Here is a 23,376-nt window from a genome sequence, read left to right on the forward strand (position 1 = left end):
CGCTAAAATAATACATTATATGTCAGAGATACAAATTAATACTACGCAAAATGTGAACATAAATTTCACATTATCCTCTATTGGGGAACGTGTTGTAGCTCATATTATCGATTTGATTATCAAAATTGCGTATGGCTTTGTCATCGTTTGGTGTTTTGAAGCGATGTTTAGCACTGATGATTGGTTTTATGAGTTGGATTATTGGTCGCGAGTCGCCATTTATATCGTGCTGATTTTTCCTGCGTTGATTTATACGTTAGTGTTAGAATCTTTGTGGGAAGGACAAACCGTTGGGAAAAAAATATTGAAAATAAAAGTGGTCAAAATAGACGGCTATCAAGCTACTTTCGTCGATTATTTAATTCGATGGATTTTTAGAATTGTCGATCTCAACATATTGAGTGGTTTCATTGCTTTAATCACGGTAATTATGAGTGACAAAGGACAGCGTTTGGGTGATATGACCGCAGGAACTGCTGTTATTTCAAAGAAAAATAAAGTTTTGATCTCACATACTATTCTTGAAGAACTCGGAGAAGATTACAAGCCACAGTTTCCTACTGTCATCAATCTTTCAGACAATGATATGCGCATTATTAAAGAAACTTTTGTCATTGCCAAAAAAGGGAAAGATTATGAAACCTTGAAGAAGCTTCGCACCAAAGTAGAGCAGGTTATGGAAACAAAGTCAGACAAAGCTACTGTACCTTTCTTGGACATTGTGATTAAAGATTACAACTTCTACACTCAAAACATGTAATGCTATTTTACGCACTTGATATTATCGGAACATTTGCCTTTGCCATTTCAGGCGTACTTGTGGCTATGCAAAAACGCTTGGATCCGTTTGGGATTTTAATCATTGCTTTTGTTACGGCCATTGGTGGCGGAACGTTGCGCGATGTACTTATTGGCAGAACGCCTGTAGGTTGGATGAACGATTTGAATTATGTATATACCATTGGTTTGGCATGTGTTTTTGCGGTATTACTTCGGAAAAAATTGAACAAACTCCGAAAGTCACTATTTTTATTTGATACGATTGGTTTGGGTGTTTTCACCATTATTGGTGTGGAAATAGGAATCTCCGTTGACCTGCATCCGATTATTTGCATCGCTTTGGGAACGATAAGCGCAAGTTTTGGTGGCGTTATTCGCGATATTTTATGTAACGAAATTCCAGTGATTTTTCGAAAAGAAATCTATGCAACACCTTGTATTTTGGGCGGAATTACCTTTTTTGTGTTACAATACGTTCATTTGGAAGAAGACCTAATCTATATTTTTACAGCATTGATAGTGATTTCCATTCGTTTGATTGCGGTAAAATTTAAAGTGCAGTTGCCATCTATTTATCAAAAATAAAGTGGCTGTCTGAAAAGTGTTTTGAAACGTCATTCTAAGTTTGATTCAGAGTCTCATCGTGTTGATTTTCAACTGTTATGGGAAACCGAATCAAGTTCGGTTTGACGAAATCTTTACTTTTTAGACAACCACTTTATGTATATTGTGTTTAATTTCTTCTTTAAAAAATAGTATATCCTACGGTAAGAGAAAATTGATTCAATTCAATTCTTGATCCGCCACTATCTTGTAGTAAGTCTCTACTTGGAAGGTAGCGAGCTTCAATAGAAAATTTATCATAACTATAACCAACTCCAAGGGAAAATCCTGCGCCAGCTGAAAATCTTTCTTTCTCAATAGAAACATTTCCACTTCCTTCTGCATCTAATATGATGTCAAAAAGTACGGCACCACTTAAAAATAGTTTGGAATCATCGTTTAAAAACATGTAATGACGAGCTCCAACAGGAATTTGAATAGCACTGTATTCAAGTTTATAGTTTCTTCTAATAGCCAAATCTAAGAAATTACCTTCACCTTCATATGCGCTGTAATTAGGAGCTATAAACGCCGCCCACTTATTTCTATTAAAAGGCAATACATATTCGAATTCTACACCAAAAGTAGGTGCCCAAGCTGCATCAGTTTCAACACCTCCTGCAAAAAATGCAGATATACCCAAATCGGATACACTGGTACTGTTATAGGCTCCAGCAAATACTTTCAAATGAAACTTTCCTTTCTTTGGTTTTTTAAATTCTTTACTTTCTACACCTTTACATTCGTTATAATCTTTAAATAACGATCTTAAATCACTCGCATGATACGCAACTCGCACCAATCTTTTTTCAGTAATTCCCGTACAAGGTAATTCGGTTAGTAATTGCTGTTGATAGCGATTGTTATACAAAATTTTACGATCTTCATTTGTGTATACATTGTACACCAATACCTGAATGTCTCCACCGTCTTTTGAATAATAAAAAGCTCTTTTATCTTCATCTCTGTACGAATATAACGTTGCTTTTCCTTCTAGTAATACGTTTAGCATCAAGGTGGTATCTTTGTAATCAGGACTTCGTTCAAACTTTAATTCTTTGAGATCTCTTTCAGAATCATCAAAAGGAACGGTATGTTTTTCTAATTTGAAAGCCCCCGTAATTTCTATTGTTTTTAGGTTGGTAGTTCGCAATACTTTCGTCTTGCCATTTGGCGTAAGTCGGTATTCAAATTTTGAAGGATTGTTTATCCAACCTTCATTTTTAATGTAACAATTGGTTTTTTGACCATTTTCAGTAACAAAATAGCCTTTTTCAAAGTTGATTTGTGCAAAAACCCCTGAGGTAGTCATCAAGAAAACAAGTAATGCACTTGCGTAATTTTTCATATAAGTTTTATGTTAATTTCTTGCAAAGCTACTAATTTCTCGTACAATAAGATAAAAAAGTTTATAAGCGTACCTAATGTAGAATCAATCTAATACTTTCACGCCACGAATCATGATATTTTGTTGTGGCCATTCGCCTTTGTCTGTGGGTTGATTGGCAATTTCGTCCACCACATCCATGCCTGCAATTACTTTTCCAAAGGCAGTATATTCGCCATTTAAGTGATGTGTGCCACCTTTTTTCTGAACGATAAAAAACTCATAAGGAGAAGCAAATTTGTAGGCGCGATCAATATCGCCGCTTGGCATAGAAATTACACCTCTGTCATGTCGGAATCCTTTTTTTGTATCAGGCGGAAGCAAATATTTACCAATTTTTTGACGCTTTTTTGCAATGCTCCAACCGTCGGAGTTTCCACCTTGAATTACAAAGTTTTTTACCACGCGATGAAACTGAGTACCTTCAAAATAATTACGTTTGGCAAGCATGATAAAGTTAGCGCGGTGATACGGAGTTTCTTCGTACAATTCTAAATCAATATTTCCAAAATCTGTAATAATTCTAACTTTCTTTTCAGGATTTTTTTTGCCATATTCAATCATGTAATCCAACACATTGTCGCTGGTAATCATGATTTCTTTTTTTGGCTTCTTTTTTGGCTTTTCGACAGGTTTTTCGGGTGTTTTTGTCGTTTCAGTTTTTTTTGATTCTTTCAAATCAGGTGTAGAAGTTTTAGTATCTTCGCAACTACATAAAACGCACAACACAATCAATACAAAGCAAATCTTTTTCATAGATGAATTTTGATAATTTTACAAAAATCCTTCCAAAAATAGCAAAAATCCCGCTTCCAGGCACAGCTTCTCAATTGAAAATGGCGCCATCTATGCGTGAAAAAGAGTTGCAAGCGATGAAAGTTCGTATGCAAAACGCTCGTAAGTCTGCGGTAATGGCTTTATTTTATCCAAATGCACACAGAGAAACCAATTTTGTATTAATTCTACGGAAAACCTATAATGGCGTGCATTCTAATCAAGTTGGGTTTCCTGGCGGAAAAGCAGAACCGGAAGATATTGATTATGAAGCCACCGCTTTGCGTGAAACAGAAGAAGAAGTTGGCGTGCATGTACACTCTATAGAAATTGTTCGGAAAATTACTGCGACTTACATTCCACCAAGTAACTTTATCGTTCAGCCATTTATTGGGATTGTTCAAGAAACACCCACGTTTATCCCACAACCTTCCGAAGTAGAAGATATCTTGGAAGTTCCACTTTCAGATTTTCTTTCTGAGCGTGCAGTAATTGAAAAAGAGCTGACAACTTCTTACATGAAAAAAATACAAGTTCCTGCATTTTATTTGAACAAACACGTGGTTTGGGGAGCAACAGCTATGATGTTAAGTGAAGTTAAAGACATCATTTCTGAAGCCATTTCAAATTAGTTTTTGTAACTTTGTAATTCGCTTAAAAATTAAACATACATGGGATTATTCAAAAGAAATCCTTTCGGACATATACTCTTTTTAAAAAAATGGTTGATTAGAATTGCAGGAACAATGACGCATAAACGTTATCGCGGTTTTAATGAATTAAAAATTGAGGGTTCAGAAATTTTACGATCCTTGCCAGAAAATAATGTATTGTTTGTTTCCAATCATCAAACATATTTTGCGGATGTAGTGGCGATGTTTCATGTATTTAATGCGAGCTTAAAAGGGCGTGATGATAATATTAAAAATGTAGGCTATTTGTGGAATCCGAAGCTGAATTTGTATTATGTAGCCGCCAAGGAAACTATGAAATCTGGATTCCTACCAAAAATATTAGCATATGCAGGCTCTGTAAGTATTGAACGTACATGGCGTGCCAATGGAGAAGATGTCAACCGACAAGTAAAAATGAGCGATATTTCAAATATCGGAATCGCATTAGACGATGGTTGGGTAATTACGTTTCCACAAGGTACTACGAGACCTTGGAAACCTATTCGGAAAGGAACCGCACATATTATAAAACGGTACAAACCCACTGTTGTTCCAATTGTAATTGATGGTTTTAGACGTTCTTTTGATCGAAAAGGATTGCGTATCAAAAAGAAAGGAATATTGCAATCTATGGAAATCAAAGAACCGTTAGAAATTGATTATGATAACGAAAGTGTTTCTGAAATTATAGAAAAAATAGAATATGCCATTGAGCAACATCCATCATTCTTAAAAGTAATTCCACAAGAAGAAATTGAAGCAATGGAGAAACTCAATGAAAAGCGTAAATGGGAATATTAATTTCTTGAAATTATATACATAAAAACCTGTCTAAAAGTGTAAAAGCATTTAGACAGGTTTTTTTAATTATATATAGTTTCATTAATTATTTATCAGAATCTGAATCATCAGAAGTAGCTTCTCCTTCAGAAAAGGCTTGTCCGACTTTATAAAAAATATTGTATATAAATCGAATAATTCCACCATTATTTATAGTATACATGGACGAATGTGCCGTTGTAGGTTGAACTAATGATGTTCCAAATTGTTGTTGAAAACTTTTCGTTTGTTCATGTGCGCTTACTGAGACAGTGAACATTATAGCAGCGATTAAAAGAAAGAAATTTTTCATGGTATATGATTGATTTTAATGTTTAAATGGTGTACTAGTTTATGGTTTTAACTGTTTCAATTCTTTATAGTTCTTTTTAAGTTTTTTGGTAAGAAGTCCGTACAGTAAATAATATACTCCGTAAAATAATGCGACAACCAAGCACGCCGCTACAATTGTTCCAATAGCAAGCATTAAGTACTCAGAAAGTGTTGCTTCTGCTGTAAAATCTTCCATGCCACCTTTTCCTTCAATAAATCCTGTAGGGATAGCAATACATACGGTAAAAGCAATTACGCTCAAACTGTACATGACGTAATGTTTTACGGTTCGGCGTGTGACAATAATATTTTGCATCAAATCTTTAATAGAACTCGTAGTAGAGATCTTTTTATAGTTAATGAAAAACTTGTAAATAAAATAAAATACAACCGCAGAAGAAGCGTAGAAGAACCAATTGAGCCATGAAGGCATACTGGAGTCGTTCAATAAATCGGGCTGTATTAACAAGGCGAGAAGCACAATGGCAATTCCGAAGCTAAGTTCTAACAAACTGACATAAAAAACCCACTTTACAAGTGAAGAGGATTTCTTCAACATCATATTGTCAATATCTTTGTAGGATAGCTTCGGCTGTTGCGCCTCTTGCTTTTTCCAATCTTTTTTTAATAAATCTAATTCTTCCATGTTGTTATGGATTTAAAATCTTTCTCAATTTGGTCTTAATTCGGTTCATCTTCACACGTGCATTCACTTCCGTAATACCAATTGTTTGGGCTATTTCTTTATAATTTTTATCTTCTAGGTATAAAAAAATCAATGCTTTCTCAATATCTGATAATTGCTTAATTGCTTTATACATTAGTTTTAGCTGTTCTTCTTCTGTATCATCATAATCCTCGGAGGAAATTTTAAAAATGACACTTTCATAATCTTGTGTTTTTACCCTACGTTTAGACTTTCTGTACAGTGTAATCGCAGTGTTTAGTGCGACACGATACATCCAAGTACTAAACTTAGAATCGCCTCTAAATTTCGGATATGCTTTCCATAATTGTATCGTAATTTCTTGAAAAAGATCGTTGTGCTGATCTTTATTTGAGGTATAAATACGACATACTTTATGAACGATATTCTGATGGCGTTCTAATTCGGTAACAAAATTATGTTCGAGGTTGTTGCTCAATTTTTGATGGTTAATTTGACTATAAGTGTTTTCAATCACAAATATGTTACATATTTTCCGAAAAAAAATTAGAAACCTGTATTTTTGTCGTGTAAAGGAACTTTTTTTATGAACATACCAAGAACAAGTTACGAAAGAGTCGTCATTATTGGTGGCGGATTTGCAGGAATTTCGCTGGCAAAACAATTGGGCAAACAGGAAATGCAAGCCGTATTGATTGACAAGCATAATTACCACACATTTCAACCTTTACTCTATCAAGTGTCTACGGGCGGATTGGAACCCGATTCCATCGCATATCCAATTCGGAAAATTATCAAAGATTATCCTAATTTCTATTTTCGAATGGGAAATGTGGAAGCCATTGATACTGAAAATAATTGCATAACCACAGATATTGGCGACCTGAGTTATGATCATTTGGTCATTGCAACAGGTTCTACCACGAACTTTTTTGGCAATAGTGACATTGAGAAAAATAGCATGGTGATGAAAACGATTCCACAATCGTTGAATCTCCGCAGTTTGATTCTTGAAAATTTTGAACAAGCGATTCTAACTTCCGATTTAGAGGAACGCAACGGATTGATGAATTTTGTCATCGTAGGTGCAGGTCCAACAGGCGTAGAATTGGCAGGCGCTTTGGCGGAAATCAAAAAAGGAATTCTTCCAAAAGATTATCCCGATTTAGACATTCGTCAGATGAAAATTAATTTAGTGCAAAGCTCGGATCGTATTTTACCTGCAATGAGCGAACAAGCTTCCGAAAAGGCTGAAGATTATTTGCAAGGACTTGGTGTAGATGTTTGGAAAAATTTACGTGTCACCAATTATGATGGCGACTGGGTAACAACCAACAATACTGTCAATTTTAAAGCGGCAACGGTTATTTGGTCTGCTGGTGTAAAAGGAGCAACCATTCCTGGTGTGGATGGAGAAGAACTCATTACGAGAGGCAATCGTATATTAGTGAACGAATTCAATCAAGTCAAAGGATTTGACAATGTGTATGCATTGGGAGACATTGCAGCGATGCAAAGCGATGACTATCCGTACGGACATCCAATGATGGCACAACCAGCCATTCAACAAGGGAAACACTTAGGAAAAAACTTCGTAAGACGCACCAAAGGGAAAGAAATGAAGCCTTTTCACTATTTTGACAAAGGTTCTATGGCAACTGTGGGAAGAAACAAAGCTGTGGTCGATTTACCAAAGTTTAAATTTCAAGGCGTTTTTGCTTGGTTTGTGTGGATGTTTGTACACTTATTCTTTCTGATTGGTTTCCGAAACCGAATGGTTGTGTTTATCAATTGGGTATACAATTACATTCGCTTCGATCGTGAAGCACGCTTAATCATCCGACCGTATAAAAATCGAAAACGATCGTCATTACACTAAAAAACGGTCTTCTTTATTTGTAATATGATTTTTCATCATTAAAATGCCAAGAATAATTAGCAGTTGAGAAGTTCCATAAAATAGCATGATATAAATATCTTTGTACGGGACGGCTTCACAAAACTGATTCAATCCAATAATAATTTGTGCTACAGTGAAACATGAAACGCCTATAAAAACCAAGCGATAGCTTTTTAAATTCACATTTTTATAGCGTAAATAAGCAAGCTTTAAAAAGTTTAAAACGGTTGCCATATAAATCATTACTGGAATGAGTAGATTATTTAGTTTCTCAAACATAAAGTAAAACAAGGCCAAAGAAATTAGCAAAGAAACTGCTAAAAATGGAATCAATCGGTCAATGTTATAAAGCGTTTGTTTGTAAAAATACAAGGAGTAGAGTAGAATAGAACCCAAAAACAAGGAAAGTCCCGTCATAAAAGAATAAAATGGCATAGTTTCCAGCAAGAAAATATCACCAATACACAAGGCAGTTAGCGCACCCAGAATGATCAACCGTTTTTGAAATTTGATCTCGCTACTATTCAAGTAGAAAAAAACTCCCAGCAAAATCGTAATCAAAGGTTTCGTAACAATTCTGCATTGAGATAATCCTTCAGCATTGTTAAAAAAAATGTCTAAAGAAAGGTTTAATAAGAATAGTACTATAAAAGCTTTAAAAAATTTCATAAAATCAGCGCCTTCTCAAAAAAGCTAGACAATTTAATAAAAAAGCGACACACTTGTAGGAAATTAGTTAATTAAGATGTTGATTTAATAGTTTTCTAATTTCAGCACTGTCTGGACCTGGAGCATTTTCATGAATCAATTTTCCATTGGTATCAAACAGAAGGTATCTAGGTATTGTATTAATTTTCAATTCTTTGAAGAAAGTAGCTGTGGTGTAATTTGTCGCTAAAAAATTTGATTTTGTATGGTTTAAATTCTCATCAATAACGGCTTTTTTCCATTGTGCTTTATTCCTATCAATAGAAACATACGAAAATACCACTTCTTTACCAGCGTATTCTTTTGCCAATGCTTTAGAATCGGGCATTACGGCACGGCACGGCGCACACCAACTCGCCCAAAAATCAACATATACAAGCTTTCCTTTATGCTGTTGCAGAAATGTATCTAATTGTGTTGAAGTTTCTTTCGTATCAGTCAAATACACAGTAGCCGCATCTAGCGAAGTGATACTTTTAGACAATCCGTAATCTTCCTGAATTTTTTGAAGATAGCTCTCATATTTTTCATCGGGAAACTCGCTTGAAAAATTCTCTATGTAGGTATTCAATGTGGCTTTTGAAGCATTTTGTCGCGCATCATTATAAATACAAACAATCTTTCCCAACGCCAATAATTCTTTATTTTTAATATAATTAGGAAGCGAATCAAAAGCAGTTTTGTAATCTACTTTTCGTTTAAATTTTTGCTTGATTCTTTTATTTTTCAGAATCACTTTTTCAATATACGTGTTCAGTTTTTTATACAATATCGTTTCTGTAATAGTACGGTCGTTAAAAAAGACATCAGAAGCAATGATATCTTTCACAGCTTCATTTTTTGAATACGAATAAAAACGATTCAACTCAAAAAAAGCAGCATAATTCAATTCATCTTTTAAAAGATTGTAATAAGCAGTTTTTTCGGGATGAATGTTGCGCAAAGAATCATATTTTGTATTCAAAAGCGTCAAACGGTCTACCAAACGGTTTGACAAATGAACCAATTCCTTAGATTTCATCTTAAAATTTTTTCGGTCGATACGCAATGGGAAAATCGGATTCATCTTTTGGTATTTGTCTGATTGTAAATTAAAAGGCGCCTTATAATCAATATAATAAAATGTTTTTGTCAAAGAATCAATTTCGTCATTTCGAAGTGTATATTCGGGAAGTGTAAGAGGTTGTTTTCGGTCAATTTTTAGTTGTTTATCCTTCAAATTAAGATAAATAGTATCTCCGTTTTTTACGTGCAATGTATCTTTCGCAGAGAATTTTGAGCTTATATATACAAGTTCTCTTTCATTGACTGCCAATTGAATAGTATCAGCGGGCTTTTCAGAAAATACGTGTTTATCTTCTGAAAACGTATCAAAGTTCAAATTTCGATACACAGAAACAAACTCGTTTCGCATAGTATTCGAAATAATAAAAGTAACAGGAGCTGTATTTTTAACCGTTTTTTCTTCGCTAATATTTTCTACAATAAATGCCGCTGGAGCATTTTTTTCAGTTTTCGTATCAGAAGCACACGAAAAACATAATACACATAAAAGTGTGACAATACTAAATTTAGTCATAAGGTATAAAAATAAAAAAAGAATTTTAAACAGAATACAAATGGTAGAAAGTGAAAGGCGGTTTTTCTCAAAACCGCCTTTTATTATGTATTAATTCGCGCAACTTGCACAGCAATATCCAGATGCAGTATATCCGCCTGCATATTCCATTCCGTCCCACTCTGAAGAAGCTTGTTCGTAGGAAACATAATCAGACCAGTAGCCTCCACCATCAGGATTGTTGATGTATAGTCTACACTTGTCATATTGTGCTTGTGCACCTCCTAAAATTGACTTTTGCTCTTTTTTGTTTAAAGCGCGAGCGTTTTCTAAACTTAAAATGTTTTTTAACATGGTTAATGAGTTAAAATTGTTTATATACCTGATCATTTAGTGACTGTCAGGCACTCAGTCCACCTTTCGCGAAAAGATGTTTTTAAAATCAAAACAATTTTGCAACCAATGTTTTATAAAAATAAGGGAATTGTTCACTAAGAACTTTTTAAATATAAGAATAAAAATTGAAAATAATACATGCTCGTGTATTATTTTCTTGAAAGTCTTTGTAAAACCTCTTATTTTTTGAGGTTGATTTTTCTCAGAAAATAATGCAATATTAACAAGCTGATAGCAGGAATTCCAATGTAAAAAGCCTCATTTTGAAGCACACGTACTCCATATTCGCTAAAAAATCGTCCAACACCTAAAGGAGACACCAAAATCGGTCGCCATGAAAAAAAATGACGAGTATTGTCAAAAGGAATAAAGAATCCAACGCCTTTTCCGCCATTGGTACACGCGTCTAGCAAACTGTGTGAAAGTGTCGCTACTAAAAAAACGATGAAGAGTTTGATTCCAAGTTTGGAGAAGAATTTAACCTTGCGGTAAAATATAATTCGAATTAAAAACGCCAATAAAAAAGCAAACACAATGCTGTGTGTAAATCCACGATGTCCCAACGGATGTGCGTACGAATATCCAAAATTGAACATAATAACATCTGCGTCAGGAATGACTGAACAAAAAATGACTAAAAGCGATAATTTTACAGGATTTAGTTGGGTATTCGCAACTTTTCCAATGGCAAATGCCGCGAATGCGTGTCCAAAAATAGAAGCCATTATTGGGCGTTTTGGTCTAAAAATGCTTTTTCTTCGGGAGTTAAGCTTTCCATACCGTCGTTGCCGATTTTTTCTAAAATTCGATCAATCGTTTCTTGTTTCTGTTTTCGCTTTGCGTTGAATTGGTCATCAATAGATTCAAACTTATTCCCAAGCTTCTCTGTAAATGCTTCCGCATCTTTCTTGGGTTTGAAAAATTTGATGTAAATAAAAATTGCAATAACTGCAGCAGCAAGATACGCCATTAAATCCATAAGCAAATACTAATTGAAGCGATTGTAAAAGAAGTCAAATGTATGATATTTCTAAATTTTCTGCAATTTCTTAAAAAATACAATTCATCCCAAAATTACGACAATTCAGTAGTTCTGTTTTTCTAAACGTTTCAAATTGCAGGAGATTTGTTCCATCATCAATCACACTTCGACTCAGCTTAGTGTAAAATCAGAAAAACAATCTCATGAAAAAATTACTCGGACTTATCGCTTTTTGTTTTTGCAATTTCATCCTAGCACAATCCACAGTTTCAGGAATCATTACCGATCAATCAAACGAACCTATTTTTGGTGCCAATGTCTATTTAAAAGGAACGTATGACGGCGCTTCCACCAATGAAAAAGGCGCATTTAGTTTTACCACAGAAGAAAAAGGAATACAAATTTTAGTGGTTTCTTTTTTATCGTTTGAAACGAAAGAAGTGTCCTTAGATGTGTCAAAAATGCAAAACATCACTGTGAAACTCCGCGAAAATGTTGATGCATTAAACGCCGTCATTTTAAGTGCAGGTTCATTTGAAGCAGGCGAAAATGCCAAAGTAACTGCGCTAAAACCTTTAGATATTGTCACAACCGCAAGTGCGTTGGGCGATGTTGTGGGCGCGTTGCAAACCTTACCAGGAACCAGTACTGTAGCGGAAGACGGACGTTTGTTTGTGCGTGGAGGAAGCGCGGGAGAAACGCAGATTTTTATTGATGGCATTCGTGTATTTACGCCGTACAGCAATACCACAAATAACATTCCTGCGCGTGGACGCTATTCACCATTTTTGTTTACAGGAATTACCTTTTCCGCAGGTGGATATTCGGCAGAATACGGACAAGCGTTGTCGGGTGTGTTGGAATTGAACACGATTAATGAACCTACCCAAGAAAAAACAGATATTTCTATCATGACGGTTGGTGGTGCGTTGGGACATACCGAAAAGTGGGAGAAAGGTTCGGTAAGTTTTAGCACATCGTACATTAATTTAGCACCGTATTTGGAACTATTTCCAGATCGTAACGATTGGATCAAGCCGTTTCAAGGCGGACAAGGAGAAAGTGTTTTCCGTCATCATTTTGAGAATGGAACGTTAAAATTTTACACGGCGTTTGATATTACCGATTTTGAACTCGACCAAGAAAGCATCAATGTTGACGAATTGGTTCGCTTCAAGCTGAATAATAATAATTTGTACATGAACGGTTCGTATAAAGGCGTGTTGAACGACGATTGGGGAATTGCAACAGGATTGAGTTACACGCGCGATCAATCGAAAATTCGTATTATTGACGATCGCATCAACAGTTTGCAAAATTCGTTTCACTTTAAAGCGAAGTTGAAAAAGAAATTTAGCAACCGATTCAAATTAAATTTTGGAGCAGAATATTTCACGACTGATTTTGATGAAGAATTTGAAAACCCATCTGTTTCAGCCATTGATTACGGTTTTAAAAGCAATTTGATTGGCGCTTTCGTGGAATCGGACATTTTCTTCTCAAAAAAGTTTGCTGCCAAAGTCGGAGTTCGCTTAGATCATGCGTCTTTACTGAATGAAACTACGATTTCGCCACGATTGTCCGTAGCGTATAAAACGTCTGAAAAAGATCAAGTGTCGTTTGCATTTGGACAATTTTACCAGAATCCAACAAATGATTTTTTAAAATTTCACACCGATTTCCGACCAGAAAATGCGACACATTATATTGTAAACTATCAATATTCGCATGAAGGCAAGACGTTTCGCGCGGAAGCGTACCACAAAAAATACAACAATTTAGTCACGTTTTCGGGAGAATTTCCACAATTTGGAAGCGATTTTGCAAATGATGGATTTGGTCATGCAACAGGACTGGACCTTTGGTGGCGCGATAATACTAGTATCGAAAACTTAGATTATTGGGTTTCGTATTCGTACTTAGACACCTCGCGAAAGTTTGAAAATTTCCCAACGGAAGCCATGCCAAATTTTGCAACACAACATAACTTTTCACTCGTGACAAAATATTGGGTAGATTCGTTAAAAAGTCAGGTAGGATTCAGTTATAACTATTCTTCGGGAAGACCGTATACAAACCCAAATAGGACTTCATTTTTAGGCGAACGTACCAAAGACAATCACAATTTGAGCGTGAATTGGGCATATTTAGTGTCCGATCAAAAAATTCTATATTTCTCGTTGAATAATGCGCTTGGACTTCGAAATGTATTTGGATATGAATACGCGAATCAGCCAGATGTAAACGGAACATTTCAGCGAAGAAGCTTACGTCCTGCACAAGATCAATTCTTCTTTATCGGTTTCTTTTGGACCATTAGTGATGATAAAAAGAGCAATCAGTTGGATACGTTGTAGGGTATATAAGCGTTAGCGCGAGTCTGAGACTTTCGCTATAGTTTAATAAACCAAATACATCACATAATTTGGATTGTAGCGTGTTTCAGAAATTTTAAAATCATATTCGCCCACAATTTGAAAGTTGTTTTTTGTGTAAAAACGCAACGCGCGTTCGTTTGCAATCAACACGTACAACCACATTCCGCGTTGCTGTTGTTCTTTTGAAAACTGTACAAGATGATTGAAAAGTTGCGCACCCAATTTGTGTCCATGAAATTCTTTCAATACATAAAACCGTTCGAGTTTGGTGAGTTGAGGTGTTTCAAGCATTTCGTTTTGAGCATTGAGTTCAATCTTACCATAACCAGCGAGCGTTTCATCTGAAAAGATTATAAAATAGTGAATGCTTTCAATGTTAAATTCCGCGCGAAGCGTATCCAAATCAAACGCAGTTGCAACAAAAGATTCCACTGCTTCTTTTGGCGTATTGGGCAAATAAGTTTCTAAAAAAGTTATGCGACCAATTTCAGCAATACGTTCTAGATCATCAATAACGGCTTTTTCTATGCGAATCATTTTTTGAGATTTATAGTTTCAAAAGTACGCAAATCTACGTGCTTTTTAAATTTGGATAGTACTACGCTACTCTATGAATTATTTAGCGACTATATTTGAGTAATATAAAACTAAACCTTTTTACAATGGAAAATACCTCAGTTCATAGCCACAGTGATGTCGTTACAGCCTTAAAAACACTACTTGACGCAAATCCACCGATGAAAATTGCTTTAGAAGCTTCGTTAATTGCTGCGAGAATTTCAGCAGAAACAAGCCTAAATTCAGATTTATACAACGCGTATAATGATGTGTTTAACCAAAATGCTTGGCCAATTACCATCGAACATTATTATGATTATTTAGATATGTATGTCCGTTTGGTGCCAGACGAAAGCGACGATCCAAATTATCCAAATGCTTGGAAAAGTACCGATACTTCCAACGGTTATAACCAAAAAGTATACGATTTACTATGTCAATTCTATTGGCTAGTCGATCAAAAAGTGCCCGATACGGATTTGTCGATGCAAAGTTTTCCAGAATTTGCAGATTGGTTGGTAAAATTTGCCGTTGCTTGGGGAAGTTTCCTTGATACGACCGAATCATTGACCAAAGATAGTTTGTATTCGTTTAAGCACAACGCGATGTATAACTATCCGTTGTATGCTGATAATGCCTCTACTTGGACAACATTTAATCAGTTTTTCTACAGAGAATTTAATCATGCAGATGCCAAAACAGGAATTTCACCATTGCGCCCAATTGCTGCGCCAGATGATAACGCAACTGTTGTTGCTCCGGCAGATTGTACTTTTAAAGAAGATTATAAAATTGACGATGAAGGAAACGTATTAGACAAAGATGGAAAAGTCACAAAAAATCGTTTGAAACATACGCATGCTATTGGAACCGTTAAAGAACTATTAGACAATAGCGAATACGCAGAAGATTTTTACGGTGGAACCTTTGTACATTACTTTTTAGGACCGTACGATTATCACCGTTTCCATACGCCAATCGGTGGAAAAGTATTGGAAATTAAAGATATTCAAGGAAAAGTATATTTGAATGTAGAAATGATTGACGGACAATGGGACGCACCAGATGGAGCAGGAGATGGATACGAATTCAATCAAGCACGTGGATTAGTGATTGTTGATGGCGGTGAAAAAGTTGGAAAAGTAGCAATTTTACCTATCGGAATGGCGCAAGTTTCTGGTGTGATGATGTATACAAAAGACAATCCACCTGCTGGTGTTCCAGAAGAAAACTTAATTGCAACAGGCGATACCGTTGTTAAAGGACGTGAGTTTGGAAAATTTAGATTTGGAGGTTCAGACATTATCATGCTTTTTGAAAAGCCACAAAAAGATTTATACATGTTTAAAGCAGATCCTGGACATGTGCCAATTCATTTTCAATATGGACAAACGGCAATTTATGTTCAATAAAGTATCAGATTATTTACAATTAAAAAACGCCACAGCAAACTTGTTGTGGCTTTTTTTTAGTATTAAATATCTGTGTTTTTTGCGATATCGTCAATCTCATCAATAACTGTTTTCTTTTTAAAATATTTTCTTGAAGAAATATGGATGAATAAAAATATAAGTGCTAAAAAATCTAAACGTATGTATTGTTCTAAAGCGTTATCACTACCTATCATTAAAGAAGTTTGAAATCCATAGTAAAAATCGAACCAAATACTTACGCTGCCTATTGTAAAGTTGAAGCTAAACGTGATCGCCATAAGCCAAATCAACATTAAAACCCAAGCAGCTTTTTTGCGAATAATTAAAAAGTAATTTAAAGTTAGGACAAGTACGACAAAAACACCAAAAAACAAACTAGAAGGAAAGGTCAAAAAGATAATATATAAAACAACCAACGTTTGAATACTATTGTATAGTAATACTGCTTTTATTTCTGCTGGTAACTCTTTGAGTTGTGATAATATATTTTTTTTCAAAGGCTTGGAAAGTTTCAACACTGTGAATTTATTTAAAAAGTACCATAAAAGTATAGTTTTTTGAATAAATTATGGTTTTATAAAGTATCAGACTTCATAAAACCATTAACGATAACAAAACACTGCGTGCAAAAGAAAAACTCAAAAAGACTGATTCGAAATTTTTATTTGATTGCATTTATTATGAATGTAGCCCTTCCTTGGACATTTGCTTTGTTCAAGATTGGAAATGCAGAAGGCGAAATTATACTTGCATACATTGCTTTTGCCATTTGGTCCGTTGCTTGTCTGTTTTTGTATACAATCTATTTTGCGATTCCTGATTTTACAAAATCTTGGGAAACATCTGCGGCATTTGTATTTCCTTCTGTGTTTTTAGTGCCCGTATTATTTTGGGGAATTGAACTTTTTAGTATTCCTTTCGGGATGAATCTTTTATTTAACTGTATTTGTCTGTTCATCTACAAAAAGCGGATGCGCAACGGCTAATTCTTTGCAGCAGAAGATGAATTTGACCAAAGTAAAACGCCCAACACAAAACCTAAACTCATATAAACAAGATAGATTGTAGGAAGAACGTTCGCAATGGCTTCTTCTGTAAAGAGTTGCACAATCTCTGTTTGTTTGAAAAAAAGCACAATGGTGATGGCGAGCAAAATTCCCAAGCCCAACAATTCGTTGATCCAGTGTTTTTTACGTGTAACAAAAAGATGTCCTGACAAAAATCCCCAAATCCATGGAAGTATGGAAAGTTCTTCGAGTTCTGTTTTTGCTGTTTTGTGATAAACCATCATACAAATAAAAAGTAGCACCAATAGAAATTGTTGAAACCTTCTAATGTTTCTATTTTCTGTTAACAATTCTTTTTGAAAGCAGAAAAATACTGTTTTTAAAAAATTATAGGTCAATATTACATAAAGCGTTATCGACAAAAAATACGCCATGATTGCTGAAAACTGCATGTGAAAGTTGTTTCGGTTAAGTAGTTTAAAAATACGCAAATCACAACGCTGTGAAATACCTAATGGTAGGGAGATTTTTTAGCAGTATTGAGAAATTTCAAAACAGGTCAAATTCAATGTGTCAATTTGATGATTCATTAATTTGAAATTTAATTACATACAAATCTAAAGGAGTGAATTGCTGTTAAGAAATTAGTATTGAGATGTACTATAAACAATGCTAACTTTCAAAAGAGTTCTAAAAACAGTCTTGAATTGCGCACAGCGAATCTAAAAAAGTCTAAAAAACAACAAAACGACGATTCATCCTCAAAATATTACAATTCGGTAGTTTCTTTTTTTGGAACAGTACGGTTTATTAGATATTTGAACCATCAATCACACTACGACTTAGCTCAGTGTAAAAAATCAATCAAAAAATGATCAGTATCGCATTCATCATCATCGAATATGTATTTTCAATCATCTGAAAATTCATGCAAACAAAAAAGTCAAATCATCAAAAAACCAACACAATGAAGAAAATTGTATTAATGTTAAGTTTCGTTTTTTTAGGCAGTATTGCTACTGCGCAAACAAAGTATGAAAAAGGTATGGAAAAAGCGTTTTCATTACTGAAAGAAAAGAAAACAGTAGAAGCGATCAACTTGTTTGAACGGATTTCTTCGGCGAGTCCAACGGAATGGTTGCCATCGTATTACGCAGCTAGAATCAATGTGGTCAATAGTTTTGCCATCAAAGATAAAAGCAAGTTAGCACAGCAACTAGAAAAAGCACAAACATTAATTGATCACGCGTCTAGTATTTCACCGAACAATCCAGAAATTATGGTGGTACAAGCCCTATTATACACGGTTTGGGTTGCGTATGATGGAGCCACTTACGGAATGCAATATGCGCCAAAAGTAAGTGAAATTTACGCGAAAGCGTATGCTATCGACAAAAATAATCCGCGAGTTGTATTGAGTAAAACCGAGTGGGACATGGGAAGCGCACGTTATTTTGGAAAAGATACTACGCCGTATTGTAAAGAACTGGAAAGAGCCAAAGCACTGTTTGAAACCACCACTAAAAAAGACGATTTTAGTCCAAATTGGGGAAAAGAACGTGCTGAAAAATTGGTTTCAGCATGTAAAAACTAAAACCACCGTTTAAAAATCATTAGTATATTTGGTAAATCAATCAAACACACAAGCATGAAAGCGTTTAACAAAGTTATTTTTATCGGAATTGTTATTGGATTTGTTTTATGCGCTATACAATTGATTTTTGATTTTACGGCGGGAAAACCGATACGCATCAATCAAGAATTACTGATTGACTTTGGATTGTATTGTTTGTATTCGATTCCGATTAGTTTGGTAAACTCTTACTTTTTTGAATACATGAATAAACGTGTCGTGTGGACTAAATCAACGCAGCAATATCGAATGTTCATTGGAATTGTAGGGTCGGTTGTGTTAACGATTGCAACTATTTTTATAGCACGATTGGTACATTTGCTCGTTATTAATGGCGAAACGTATGAAGTTTTTATGAAAAGTCAAAGTGCAAATTTTTATTTACAAGCACTTTTAGTAACGGTCTTTTTCTCCGTGTTTTTTCATGCGATTTACTTTTACAAGGAATTGCAAAAAAAGAAAGTTACCGAGCAAAAAATCATTGCAGGAACCGCATCCGCGCAGTTTGATGCCTTAAAAAATCAACTCGATCCGCATTTTTTGTTCAACAGTTTAAATGTACTTAGTTCTTTAATTGATGAAAATCCGCGTCAGGCACAGAAATTTACTTCCGGACTTTCCAAAGTGTATCGGTATGTGTTAGAGCAAAAAAATAAAGAACTCGTTACGGTTGATGAAGAATTGAAATTTGCCAAAACGTATATGAGTTTATTAAAAATGCGTTTTGAAGACAGCATCATTTTTGAAGCTCCTGAAGCGGCAAGCAATCCCGATAGTAAAGTAGTGCCATTATCATTGCAATTGCTGTTAGAAAACGCTGTAAAACACAACATGGTAATGCCGTCAAAACCATTGCACATAAAAATATATGAAGATCGTGGAAACTTAATTATTGAAAACAATCTTCAAGAAAAACAAATTGTAAAAAAGAGTAGTGGCGTAGGTTTAAACAATATCCGACAGCGATATAATTTACTCACACAACGCCAAGTATATATTAACAAAACAGCATCGGATTTTCAAGTAGCGATTCCGATGCTTACAAAACAAAAAGAAATCATGAGAAATGAAATGGTACCACGAATCGAAAGAAGTGGACTAGACGATAGATATATCGAAGCTAGAAAGCATGTAGAAAAACTAAAAGAATTTTATTATAATTTACTATCCTACTGTTTGGTGATTCCGTTTTTGGCATTCATCAACTGGAAAACAAGCTGGGAATTTCAATGGTTTTGGTTTCCAATGCTCGGTTGGGGAATCGGTTTAGCATTTCACGCCATGAGCGTATTTTTTGAAGATGGAAAATTTGGAAGAAACTGGGAACAGCGCAAAATCAAAGAGTTTATGGAACAAGAAGAACGCAAAAGATGGAACTAATGGACGACAATAATAGAGATCAAGAAAGAGCCGAACGTTATTTGCGAGCTCAAAAAAGAGTAGACGATATCAGAGGTTTTTACATTCACTTATTGGTGTATATCTGTGTAAATTTGTTCATCAGCATAAAAAAAATAATGCGCAACATGGAAAATGGAGAAACCTTTGAACAAGCCTTTTATGACTTTGGAACTTATGTTGTGTGGTTAGCTTGGGGAATTGGACTGGCGTTTCACGCGTTCAACGTTTTTTTCAAAAATGGAGTGTTTGGCAGCAATTGGGAAGAACGCAAAATTAGAGAATATATGGAAGATGAAGAAGACAGTCAAAATTGGTATTAATTCTATATATTTTAACAAAGGATGTAGCATAGATAACACAAAAAATAAAGAATCATGGAAAGATTACCATCAAACATAGATACTTCAAATTCATCAGAAACTTATAACAGAGATTATAAAAAAGAGGAAGCGTACTTACGAGCAAAAAAGAAAGTAGAAAAAATCAAAGGTTTTTATGGACATTTGGCTTCGTATGTCATCGTCAATATTTTTATACTTTCAATGATTGGATTCAACTTGGATACAGGCGAAACGTTCTGGAAATTCGGACATTTTTCCACGGCATTTTTCTGGGGAATTGGATTGGCGTTTCACGCAGCAGGCGTTTTTGGACCTGATTTCTTACTAGGTAAAAAGTGGGAAGAACGAAAAATTAAAGAATATATGTCTGATAACCGTCGTAACTGGGAATGACTTTTGAAATGATAAAGGCTTTAGGTTTTGGGAATTAGGTATTAGTACGTTTCTCAAGAACCAACTCTTAACAAATACACAAAATAACAAATACACAAAACAACGAAGCAAAGCGACCACCTAAAAACCAACACCAAAAAATGAAAGTAATCATCATCGAAGACGAAAAACCATCTGCACGACGACTCAATCGAATGTTGGAACGCGAAGAAATGCAAGTGGAAATCATGCTACACTCTGTGGCAGAATCTATTGAATGGTTTCAGAATAATGTACATCCCGATTTGATATTTTTAGACATTCAACTCTCTGACGGATTGTCCTTTGAAATCTTTGAAGTCATAGAAGTCACGTCAGCAATCATCTTTACAACTGCGTATGATGAATATGCGTTGCAAGCTTTCAAACTGAACAGTATTGACTATTTGCTCAAACCGATTGATGAAGACGAATTGATTACTGCGGTGCAAAAATACAAAGCGCGCACGCCAAAAGCACAAAATGTGCAACTCAACTTTGAAGACATCAAAAAACTATTGGTCAATCCGATAGAACGCACTTATAAAAAACGTTATACTGTAAAAGTGGGACAACACTTAAAAATGATTCCTATTGATGAAATTGAGTGTTTTTACAGTGAAAACAAAGGAACTTATGCATATACCGTTGAAGGCAGAAACTATCTGCTAGAAACTTCTTTGGAAAACTTAGAAAATGAACTATCTCCAGAAATCTTCTATCGTGTCAGTAGAAAATTTTACGTAAACATCAATGCGATCAAAGACATCATAAGTTACACCAATTCCCGTTTACAAATAAAACTACACAACTTCCACGAACAAGAAATCATCGTAAGTCGCGAACGCGTAAAAGACTTTAAAAATTGGTTGAATTAAACTTCGACTTCGCTCAGTTTACTTATTTTTTGAATAATGAATACTGAATAATGAATAACGAATAATGAATAATGAATAATGAATAATGAATAACGAATACTGAATACTGAACAACGAATACTGAACACCGAATACTGAACACCGAATACCAAACGTCACCTCGAGTGGTTTTTCGAAATGTTTATATTGAGCGTAGTCGAAATGAAATGAAGAAAAAGTGTATCGAGAAGTACTTTGAAATTATAAATGTAAAATCTAAAAGCAAAGCGCTCTAACATTCTAAGAGTAAGAACGAGTCTAAGAGCGCCAGCAAGTCCAAATTACAAATTAATCGCAAACAACAATCCAATTGTATTGATTCCGGTAATTTTTTGTTCATCCACAATTCCTTTATTAGGATCGCTATCAATTCGGTTAAAATCTCCTTGTGTATTAAACATGATACCAAGACTTGTTTTATGATTGAAATTGTATGACAAGCCAATTCCTGTTTGCAAACCAAAATTCCAACCTTCATAAACATCATCTATAGTTCCGCCAACAAAGCTGTATTCATCTTTGATAATGGTTTTTCCATACACTCCAACATTGGCAACCAAGCGTACTTTAGGCGATAAATTATAATTCACGCTTAACAACAACGGAATTCGAAGCGTATTGCGTTCATGATAAAAATTTCCACCAGCATTAAAACCAGTTCCATTCAATTGATCAAAACCAATTCCTGTGGCAATTCCGTAGCGTTTTCCAATTCTATAATGCAATAAAAAGTCGGCGGTATTAGCATCCAAATTGTAATTTGGTTGATTGTCATTGTCAACAACTGCATATCCAATTCCTCCATACGCTAAAAAGCTAAACTTTGCATCCGATCCGTGGTCTTTATCACTATGATCATTTTGTGCGTTTAGCAGGGTAAAAGAAAAAATAAGGGCTAAAAAGGTACTAAAATTAAGTTTTTTCATTGTTGTAAATTTTTTGATTTCACAACGTGAAGCTACTTAGAATATTTCAATTTTAAATAAAATAATAGTCGTGATTCATAAAACAGCGGTATAACTTAACTAGATTTAGGAATAGAATATGCTGTATGGATGATTTCATTTTTTTGCGTGCACGCAAGTCGTAAACAAAAATTGGCAACTAGTTTTTTCTTTTACAAAAGAATAGTATCCAATCACATAACATACTTGTCCACTTACTCATTTATTTTTTCTTTTTCTTAACAATCAAACATCTTTGAACTGTGATTAATCCAAACAAAATACTAAAGGCACACGCTGAAAAGCCTAAAATAGAGTAAGCATTCAATCTAAAAAATTTTAATTATGAGTTTAGTAGGAAAATACACAAACGATGATTCGGGAGCAGTATTAGAAATTGCAGAAGCAAACAACGCTAACGGACAAGGTAAAGGTAATTTTATATTGGGAGAAATAAACATTCCAGTTTCAATTCATTACCATTTTGTTGCAAGTGGCTTTAAAGGGACAACACTGGTATTAAGTGGATTTCAAGACGATCCAAACCATTATGTAGGTATCGCAGGCGCTACAGATACAACATCTGGAGAAAACGGAATTCGCTTGTCTGGTGGAGTAGCTGTTGAAAATATTGTAATTCCATTTTCAGGAAGTTTTAAAAAGTTCAAAGTATAAATATACATGTATAATAAAAGCATTCTTTTATAAAAAAGGATGCTTTTTTAGTTTACGAAAAGGAGGAAGCGTTCTAAAAAGATTTCTTCCGAAAGTA

General features: G+C 34.8%; 28 protein-coding genes. 14 read left to right on the forward strand and 14 right to left on the reverse strand.

Going from position 1 to position 23,376, the window contains the following annotated elements; all coding sequences use genetic code 11:
- Positions 1–19: 19 nt before the first annotated feature.
- Positions 20–760: an RDD family protein gene (locus KORDIASMS9_RS13195; RefSeq protein WP_114903284.1), complete on the forward strand. Its 741-nt coding sequence runs from the start codon at positions 20–22 to the stop codon at positions 758–760.
- The gene (locus tag KORDIASMS9_RS13200) at positions 760–1,365 is read left to right on the forward strand and encodes a trimeric intracellular cation channel family protein (RefSeq protein WP_114903285.1); all 606 of its coding nucleotides are present in this window, start codon (positions 760–762) and stop codon (positions 1,363–1,365) included. The genes KORDIASMS9_RS13195 and KORDIASMS9_RS13200 overlap by 1 nt, the downstream gene beginning before the upstream one ends.
- Before the next feature lie 160 nt (positions 1,366–1,525).
- Here KORDIASMS9_RS13200 and KORDIASMS9_RS13205 read toward each other — a convergent pair whose 3' ends face one another.
- Both KORDIASMS9_RS13205 and KORDIASMS9_RS13210 read right to left on the reverse strand, forming a co-directional pair.
- Positions 1,526–2,731 (reverse strand): outer membrane beta-barrel protein, encoded by a 1,206-nt coding sequence (locus KORDIASMS9_RS13205; RefSeq protein ID WP_114903286.1) that lies wholly within the window; start codon positions 2,729–2,731, stop codon positions 1,526–1,528.
- An 84-nt stretch (positions 2,732–2,815) separates the two neighbouring features.
- Positions 2,816–3,526, reverse strand: coding sequence for a peptidylprolyl isomerase (locus KORDIASMS9_RS13210; protein WP_114903287.1), 711 nt, complete (start codon positions 3,524–3,526; stop codon positions 2,816–2,818).
- A 2-nt stretch (positions 3,527–3,528) separates the two neighbouring features.
- Between KORDIASMS9_RS13210 and KORDIASMS9_RS13215 the strand changes: the two genes are divergently transcribed.
- Together KORDIASMS9_RS13215 and KORDIASMS9_RS13220 are read left to right on the forward strand one after the other, a co-directional pair.
- Positions 3,529–4,176, forward strand: coding sequence for a CoA pyrophosphatase (locus tag KORDIASMS9_RS13215; protein WP_114903288.1), 648 nt, complete (start codon positions 3,529–3,531; stop codon positions 4,174–4,176).
- A gap of 39 nt (positions 4,177–4,215) precedes the next feature.
- Positions 4,216–5,019: a 1-acyl-sn-glycerol-3-phosphate acyltransferase gene (locus tag KORDIASMS9_RS13220; protein ID WP_114903289.1), complete on the forward strand. Its 804-nt coding sequence runs from the start codon at positions 4,216–4,218 to the stop codon at positions 5,017–5,019.
- Between the two features lie 85 nt (positions 5,020–5,104).
- Here the strand turns inward: KORDIASMS9_RS13220 and KORDIASMS9_RS13225 are convergent, their stop codons facing one another.
- The 3 genes from KORDIASMS9_RS13225 to KORDIASMS9_RS13235 all read right to left on the reverse strand — a co-directional run bounded on the left by KORDIASMS9_RS13225 (position 5,105) and on the right by KORDIASMS9_RS13235 (position 6,515).
- Positions 5,105–5,317, reverse strand: a complete 213-nt coding sequence (locus tag KORDIASMS9_RS13225; protein WP_114903290.1) for a hypothetical protein — start codon at positions 5,315–5,317, stop codon at positions 5,105–5,107.
- A 72-nt stretch (positions 5,318–5,389) separates the two neighbouring features.
- Positions 5,390–6,016 (reverse strand): hypothetical protein, encoded by a 627-nt coding sequence (locus KORDIASMS9_RS13230; RefSeq protein WP_114903291.1) that lies wholly within the window; start codon positions 6,014–6,016, stop codon positions 5,390–5,392.
- Positions 6,017–6,020: 4 nt separating this feature from the next.
- Positions 6,021–6,515, reverse strand: a complete 495-nt coding sequence (locus tag KORDIASMS9_RS13235; RefSeq protein WP_114905246.1) for an RNA polymerase sigma factor — start codon at positions 6,513–6,515, stop codon at positions 6,021–6,023.
- Positions 6,516–6,623: 108 nt separating this feature from the next.
- Here KORDIASMS9_RS13235 and KORDIASMS9_RS13240 point away from each other — a divergent pair, with 108 nt between their 5' ends.
- Positions 6,624–7,916, forward strand: a complete 1,293-nt coding sequence (locus KORDIASMS9_RS13240; protein WP_114903292.1) for an NAD(P)/FAD-dependent oxidoreductase — start codon at positions 6,624–6,626, stop codon at positions 7,914–7,916.
- On the opposite strand, the gene KORDIASMS9_RS13245 is transcribed toward KORDIASMS9_RS13240, so the two are convergent.
- The 5 genes from KORDIASMS9_RS13245 to KORDIASMS9_RS13265 form a co-directional block, all read right to left on the reverse strand.
- Entirely contained in the window at positions 7,908–8,606 is a 699-nt protein-coding gene (locus KORDIASMS9_RS13245; protein WP_114903293.1) for a lysoplasmalogenase, read from the reverse strand. The genes KORDIASMS9_RS13240 and KORDIASMS9_RS13245 overlap by 9 nt on opposite strands.
- Positions 8,607–8,673: 67 nt before the next feature.
- A complete protein-coding gene (locus KORDIASMS9_RS13250) occupies positions 8,674–10,224 on the reverse strand; it encodes a TlpA disulfide reductase family protein (RefSeq protein WP_114903294.1) in 1,551 nt (516 codons plus the stop codon).
- 90 nt (positions 10,225–10,314) lie between these two features.
- Positions 10,315–10,557 (reverse strand): hypothetical protein, encoded by a 243-nt coding sequence (locus KORDIASMS9_RS13255; RefSeq protein WP_114903295.1) that lies wholly within the window; start codon positions 10,555–10,557, stop codon positions 10,315–10,317.
- Between the two features lie 221 nt (positions 10,558–10,778).
- Positions 10,779–11,324: a metal-dependent hydrolase gene (locus KORDIASMS9_RS13260; protein WP_114903296.1), complete on the reverse strand. Its 546-nt coding sequence runs from the start codon at positions 11,322–11,324 to the stop codon at positions 10,779–10,781.
- On the reverse strand, positions 11,324–11,578 hold the full coding sequence (locus KORDIASMS9_RS13265; protein WP_114903297.1) for a DUF6576 domain-containing protein: 255 nt from the start codon (positions 11,576–11,578) through the stop codon (positions 11,324–11,326). Before KORDIASMS9_RS13265 ends, KORDIASMS9_RS13260 begins: the two co-directional genes overlap by 1 nt.
- Positions 11,579–11,784: 206 nt before the next feature.
- On the opposite strand from KORDIASMS9_RS13265, the gene KORDIASMS9_RS13270 reads away from it, so the two are divergent.
- Positions 11,785–13,938: a TonB-dependent receptor gene (locus tag KORDIASMS9_RS13270; RefSeq protein WP_114903298.1), complete on the forward strand. Its 2,154-nt coding sequence runs from the start codon at positions 11,785–11,787 to the stop codon at positions 13,936–13,938.
- Between the two features lie 42 nt (positions 13,939–13,980).
- Here KORDIASMS9_RS13270 and KORDIASMS9_RS13275 read toward each other — a convergent pair whose 3' ends face one another.
- Complete coding sequence (locus KORDIASMS9_RS13275) at positions 13,981–14,496, reverse strand: GNAT family N-acetyltransferase (protein WP_114903299.1); 516 nt, start codon at positions 14,494–14,496, stop codon at positions 13,981–13,983.
- Positions 14,497–14,621: 125 nt separating this feature from the next.
- Here KORDIASMS9_RS13275 and KORDIASMS9_RS13280 point away from each other — a divergent pair, with 125 nt between their 5' ends.
- The gene (locus KORDIASMS9_RS13280; protein WP_114903300.1) at positions 14,622–15,929 is read left to right on the forward strand and encodes a phosphatidylserine decarboxylase; all 1,308 of its coding nucleotides are present in this window, start codon (positions 14,622–14,624) and stop codon (positions 15,927–15,929) included.
- A 62-nt stretch (positions 15,930–15,991) separates the two neighbouring features.
- Here KORDIASMS9_RS13280 and KORDIASMS9_RS13285 read toward each other — a convergent pair whose 3' ends face one another.
- Positions 15,992–16,447: a hypothetical protein gene (locus KORDIASMS9_RS13285; protein ID WP_162819946.1), complete on the reverse strand. Its 456-nt coding sequence runs from the start codon at positions 16,445–16,447 to the stop codon at positions 15,992–15,994.
- 183 nt (positions 16,448–16,630) lie between these two features.
- Between KORDIASMS9_RS13285 and KORDIASMS9_RS13290 the strand changes: the two genes are divergently transcribed.
- Complete coding sequence (locus KORDIASMS9_RS13290; protein ID WP_114903302.1) at positions 16,631–16,936, forward strand: hypothetical protein; 306 nt, start codon at positions 16,631–16,633, stop codon at positions 16,934–16,936.
- Here the strand turns inward: KORDIASMS9_RS13290 and KORDIASMS9_RS13295 are convergent.
- Complete coding sequence (locus tag KORDIASMS9_RS13295; RefSeq protein WP_114903303.1) at positions 16,933–17,409, reverse strand: hypothetical protein; 477 nt, start codon at positions 17,407–17,409, stop codon at positions 16,933–16,935. The two genes, KORDIASMS9_RS13290 and KORDIASMS9_RS13295, sit on opposite strands and share 4 nt — an antisense overlap.
- Before the next feature lie 515 nt (positions 17,410–17,924).
- Between KORDIASMS9_RS13295 and KORDIASMS9_RS13300 the strand changes: the two genes are divergently transcribed.
- The 5 genes from KORDIASMS9_RS13300 (at position 17,925) to KORDIASMS9_RS13320 (ending at position 21,621) form a co-directional block, all read left to right on the forward strand.
- Positions 17,925–18,551 carry a hypothetical protein gene (locus KORDIASMS9_RS13300; RefSeq protein ID WP_114905247.1) on the forward strand — a complete coding sequence of 209 codons (627 nt, stop codon included), beginning with the start codon at positions 17,925–17,927 and terminating at the stop codon, positions 18,549–18,551.
- A gap of 54 nt (positions 18,552–18,605) precedes the next feature.
- Positions 18,606–19,970: a 2TM domain-containing protein gene (locus tag KORDIASMS9_RS13305; RefSeq protein ID WP_205317989.1), complete on the forward strand. Its 1,365-nt coding sequence runs from the start codon at positions 18,606–18,608 to the stop codon at positions 19,968–19,970.
- Positions 19,970–20,311, forward strand: a complete 342-nt coding sequence (locus KORDIASMS9_RS13310) for a 2TM domain-containing protein (RefSeq protein WP_114905249.1) — start codon at positions 19,970–19,972, stop codon at positions 20,309–20,311. Before KORDIASMS9_RS13305 ends, KORDIASMS9_RS13310 begins: the two co-directional genes overlap by 1 nt.
- A gap of 54 nt (positions 20,312–20,365) precedes the next feature.
- Complete coding sequence (locus tag KORDIASMS9_RS13315) at positions 20,366–20,725, forward strand: 2TM domain-containing protein (RefSeq protein WP_114903304.1); 360 nt, start codon at positions 20,366–20,368, stop codon at positions 20,723–20,725.
- 140 nt (positions 20,726–20,865) lie between these two features.
- Positions 20,866–21,621 (forward strand): LytTR family DNA-binding domain-containing protein, encoded by a 756-nt coding sequence (locus KORDIASMS9_RS13320; RefSeq protein WP_114903305.1) that lies wholly within the window; start codon positions 20,866–20,868, stop codon positions 21,619–21,621.
- A gap of 320 nt (positions 21,622–21,941) precedes the next feature.
- On the opposite strand, the gene KORDIASMS9_RS13325 is transcribed toward KORDIASMS9_RS13320, so the two are convergent.
- A complete protein-coding gene (locus KORDIASMS9_RS13325; RefSeq protein ID WP_114903306.1) occupies positions 21,942–22,586 on the reverse strand; it encodes an outer membrane beta-barrel protein in 645 nt (214 codons plus the stop codon).
- A 363-nt stretch (positions 22,587–22,949) separates the two neighbouring features.
- On the opposite strand from KORDIASMS9_RS13325, the gene KORDIASMS9_RS13330 reads away from it, so the two are divergent.
- Complete coding sequence (locus tag KORDIASMS9_RS13330; protein ID WP_114903307.1) at positions 22,950–23,279, forward strand: hypothetical protein; 330 nt, start codon at positions 22,950–22,952, stop codon at positions 23,277–23,279.
- Positions 23,280–23,376 lie beyond the last annotated feature (97 nt).

Source organism: Kordia sp. SMS9 (assembly GCF_003352465.1).
Taxonomy (GTDB): domain Bacteria; phylum Bacteroidota; class Bacteroidia; order Flavobacteriales; family Flavobacteriaceae; genus Kordia.

Coding starts and splice junctions, on each gene's coding strand:
- KORDIASMS9_RS13195 (WP_114903284.1), top strand. CDS start 20: ATGTCAGAGATACAAATTAATACTACGCAAAATGTGAACATAAATTTC.
- KORDIASMS9_RS13200 (WP_114903285.1), top strand. CDS start 760: ATGCTATTTTACGCACTTGATATTATCGGAACATTTGCCTTTGCCATT.
- KORDIASMS9_RS13205 (WP_114903286.1), bottom strand. CDS start 2,731: ATGAAAAATTACGCAAGTGCATTACTTGTTTTCTTGATGACTACCTCA.
- KORDIASMS9_RS13210 (WP_114903287.1), bottom strand. CDS start 3,526: ATGAAAAAGATTTGCTTTGTATTGATTGTGTTGTGCGTTTTATGTAGT.
- KORDIASMS9_RS13215 (WP_114903288.1), top strand. CDS start 3,529: ATGAATTTTGATAATTTTACAAAAATCCTTCCAAAAATAGCAAAAATC.
- KORDIASMS9_RS13220 (WP_114903289.1), top strand. CDS start 4,216: ATGGGATTATTCAAAAGAAATCCTTTCGGACATATACTCTTTTTAAAA.
- KORDIASMS9_RS13225 (WP_114903290.1), bottom strand. CDS start 5,317: ATGTTCACTGTCTCAGTAAGCGCACATGAACAAACGAAAAGTTTTCAA.
- KORDIASMS9_RS13230 (WP_114903291.1), bottom strand. CDS start 6,016: ATGGAAGAATTAGATTTATTAAAAAAAGATTGGAAAAAGCAAGAGGCG.
- KORDIASMS9_RS13240 (WP_114903292.1), top strand. CDS start 6,624: ATGAACATACCAAGAACAAGTTACGAAAGAGTCGTCATTATTGGTGGC.
- KORDIASMS9_RS13245 (WP_114903293.1), bottom strand. CDS start 8,606: ATGAAATTTTTTAAAGCTTTTATAGTACTATTCTTATTAAACCTTTCT.
- KORDIASMS9_RS13250 (WP_114903294.1), bottom strand. CDS start 10,224: ATGACTAAATTTAGTATTGTCACACTTTTATGTGTATTATGTTTTTCG.
- KORDIASMS9_RS13255 (WP_114903295.1), bottom strand. CDS start 10,557: ATGTTAAAAAACATTTTAAGTTTAGAAAACGCTCGCGCTTTAAACAAA.
- KORDIASMS9_RS13260 (WP_114903296.1), bottom strand. CDS start 11,324: ATGGCTTCTATTTTTGGACACGCATTCGCGGCATTTGCCATTGGAAAA.
- KORDIASMS9_RS13265 (WP_114903297.1), bottom strand. CDS start 11,578: ATGGATTTAATGGCGTATCTTGCTGCTGCAGTTATTGCAATTTTTATT.
- KORDIASMS9_RS13270 (WP_114903298.1), top strand. CDS start 11,785: ATGAAAAAATTACTCGGACTTATCGCTTTTTGTTTTTGCAATTTCATC.
- KORDIASMS9_RS13275 (WP_114903299.1), bottom strand. CDS start 14,496: ATGATTCGCATAGAAAAAGCCGTTATTGATGATCTAGAACGTATTGCT.
- KORDIASMS9_RS13280 (WP_114903300.1), top strand. CDS start 14,622: ATGGAAAATACCTCAGTTCATAGCCACAGTGATGTCGTTACAGCCTTA.
- KORDIASMS9_RS13290 (WP_114903302.1), top strand. CDS start 16,631: ATGAATGTAGCCCTTCCTTGGACATTTGCTTTGTTCAAGATTGGAAAT.
- KORDIASMS9_RS13295 (WP_114903303.1), bottom strand. CDS start 17,409: ATGCAGTTTTCAGCAATCATGGCGTATTTTTTGTCGATAACGCTTTAT.
- KORDIASMS9_RS13300 (WP_114905247.1), top strand. CDS start 17,925: ATGAAGAAAATTGTATTAATGTTAAGTTTCGTTTTTTTAGGCAGTATT.
- KORDIASMS9_RS13305 (WP_205317989.1), top strand. CDS start 18,606: ATGAAAGCGTTTAACAAAGTTATTTTTATCGGAATTGTTATTGGATTT.
- KORDIASMS9_RS13310 (WP_114905249.1), top strand. CDS start 19,970: ATGGACGACAATAATAGAGATCAAGAAAGAGCCGAACGTTATTTGCGA.
- KORDIASMS9_RS13315 (WP_114903304.1), top strand. CDS start 20,366: ATGGAAAGATTACCATCAAACATAGATACTTCAAATTCATCAGAAACT.
- KORDIASMS9_RS13320 (WP_114903305.1), top strand. CDS start 20,866: ATGAAAGTAATCATCATCGAAGACGAAAAACCATCTGCACGACGACTC.
- KORDIASMS9_RS13325 (WP_114903306.1), bottom strand. CDS start 22,586: ATGAAAAAACTTAATTTTAGTACCTTTTTAGCCCTTATTTTTTCTTTT.
- KORDIASMS9_RS13330 (WP_114903307.1), top strand. CDS start 22,950: ATGAGTTTAGTAGGAAAATACACAAACGATGATTCGGGAGCAGTATTA.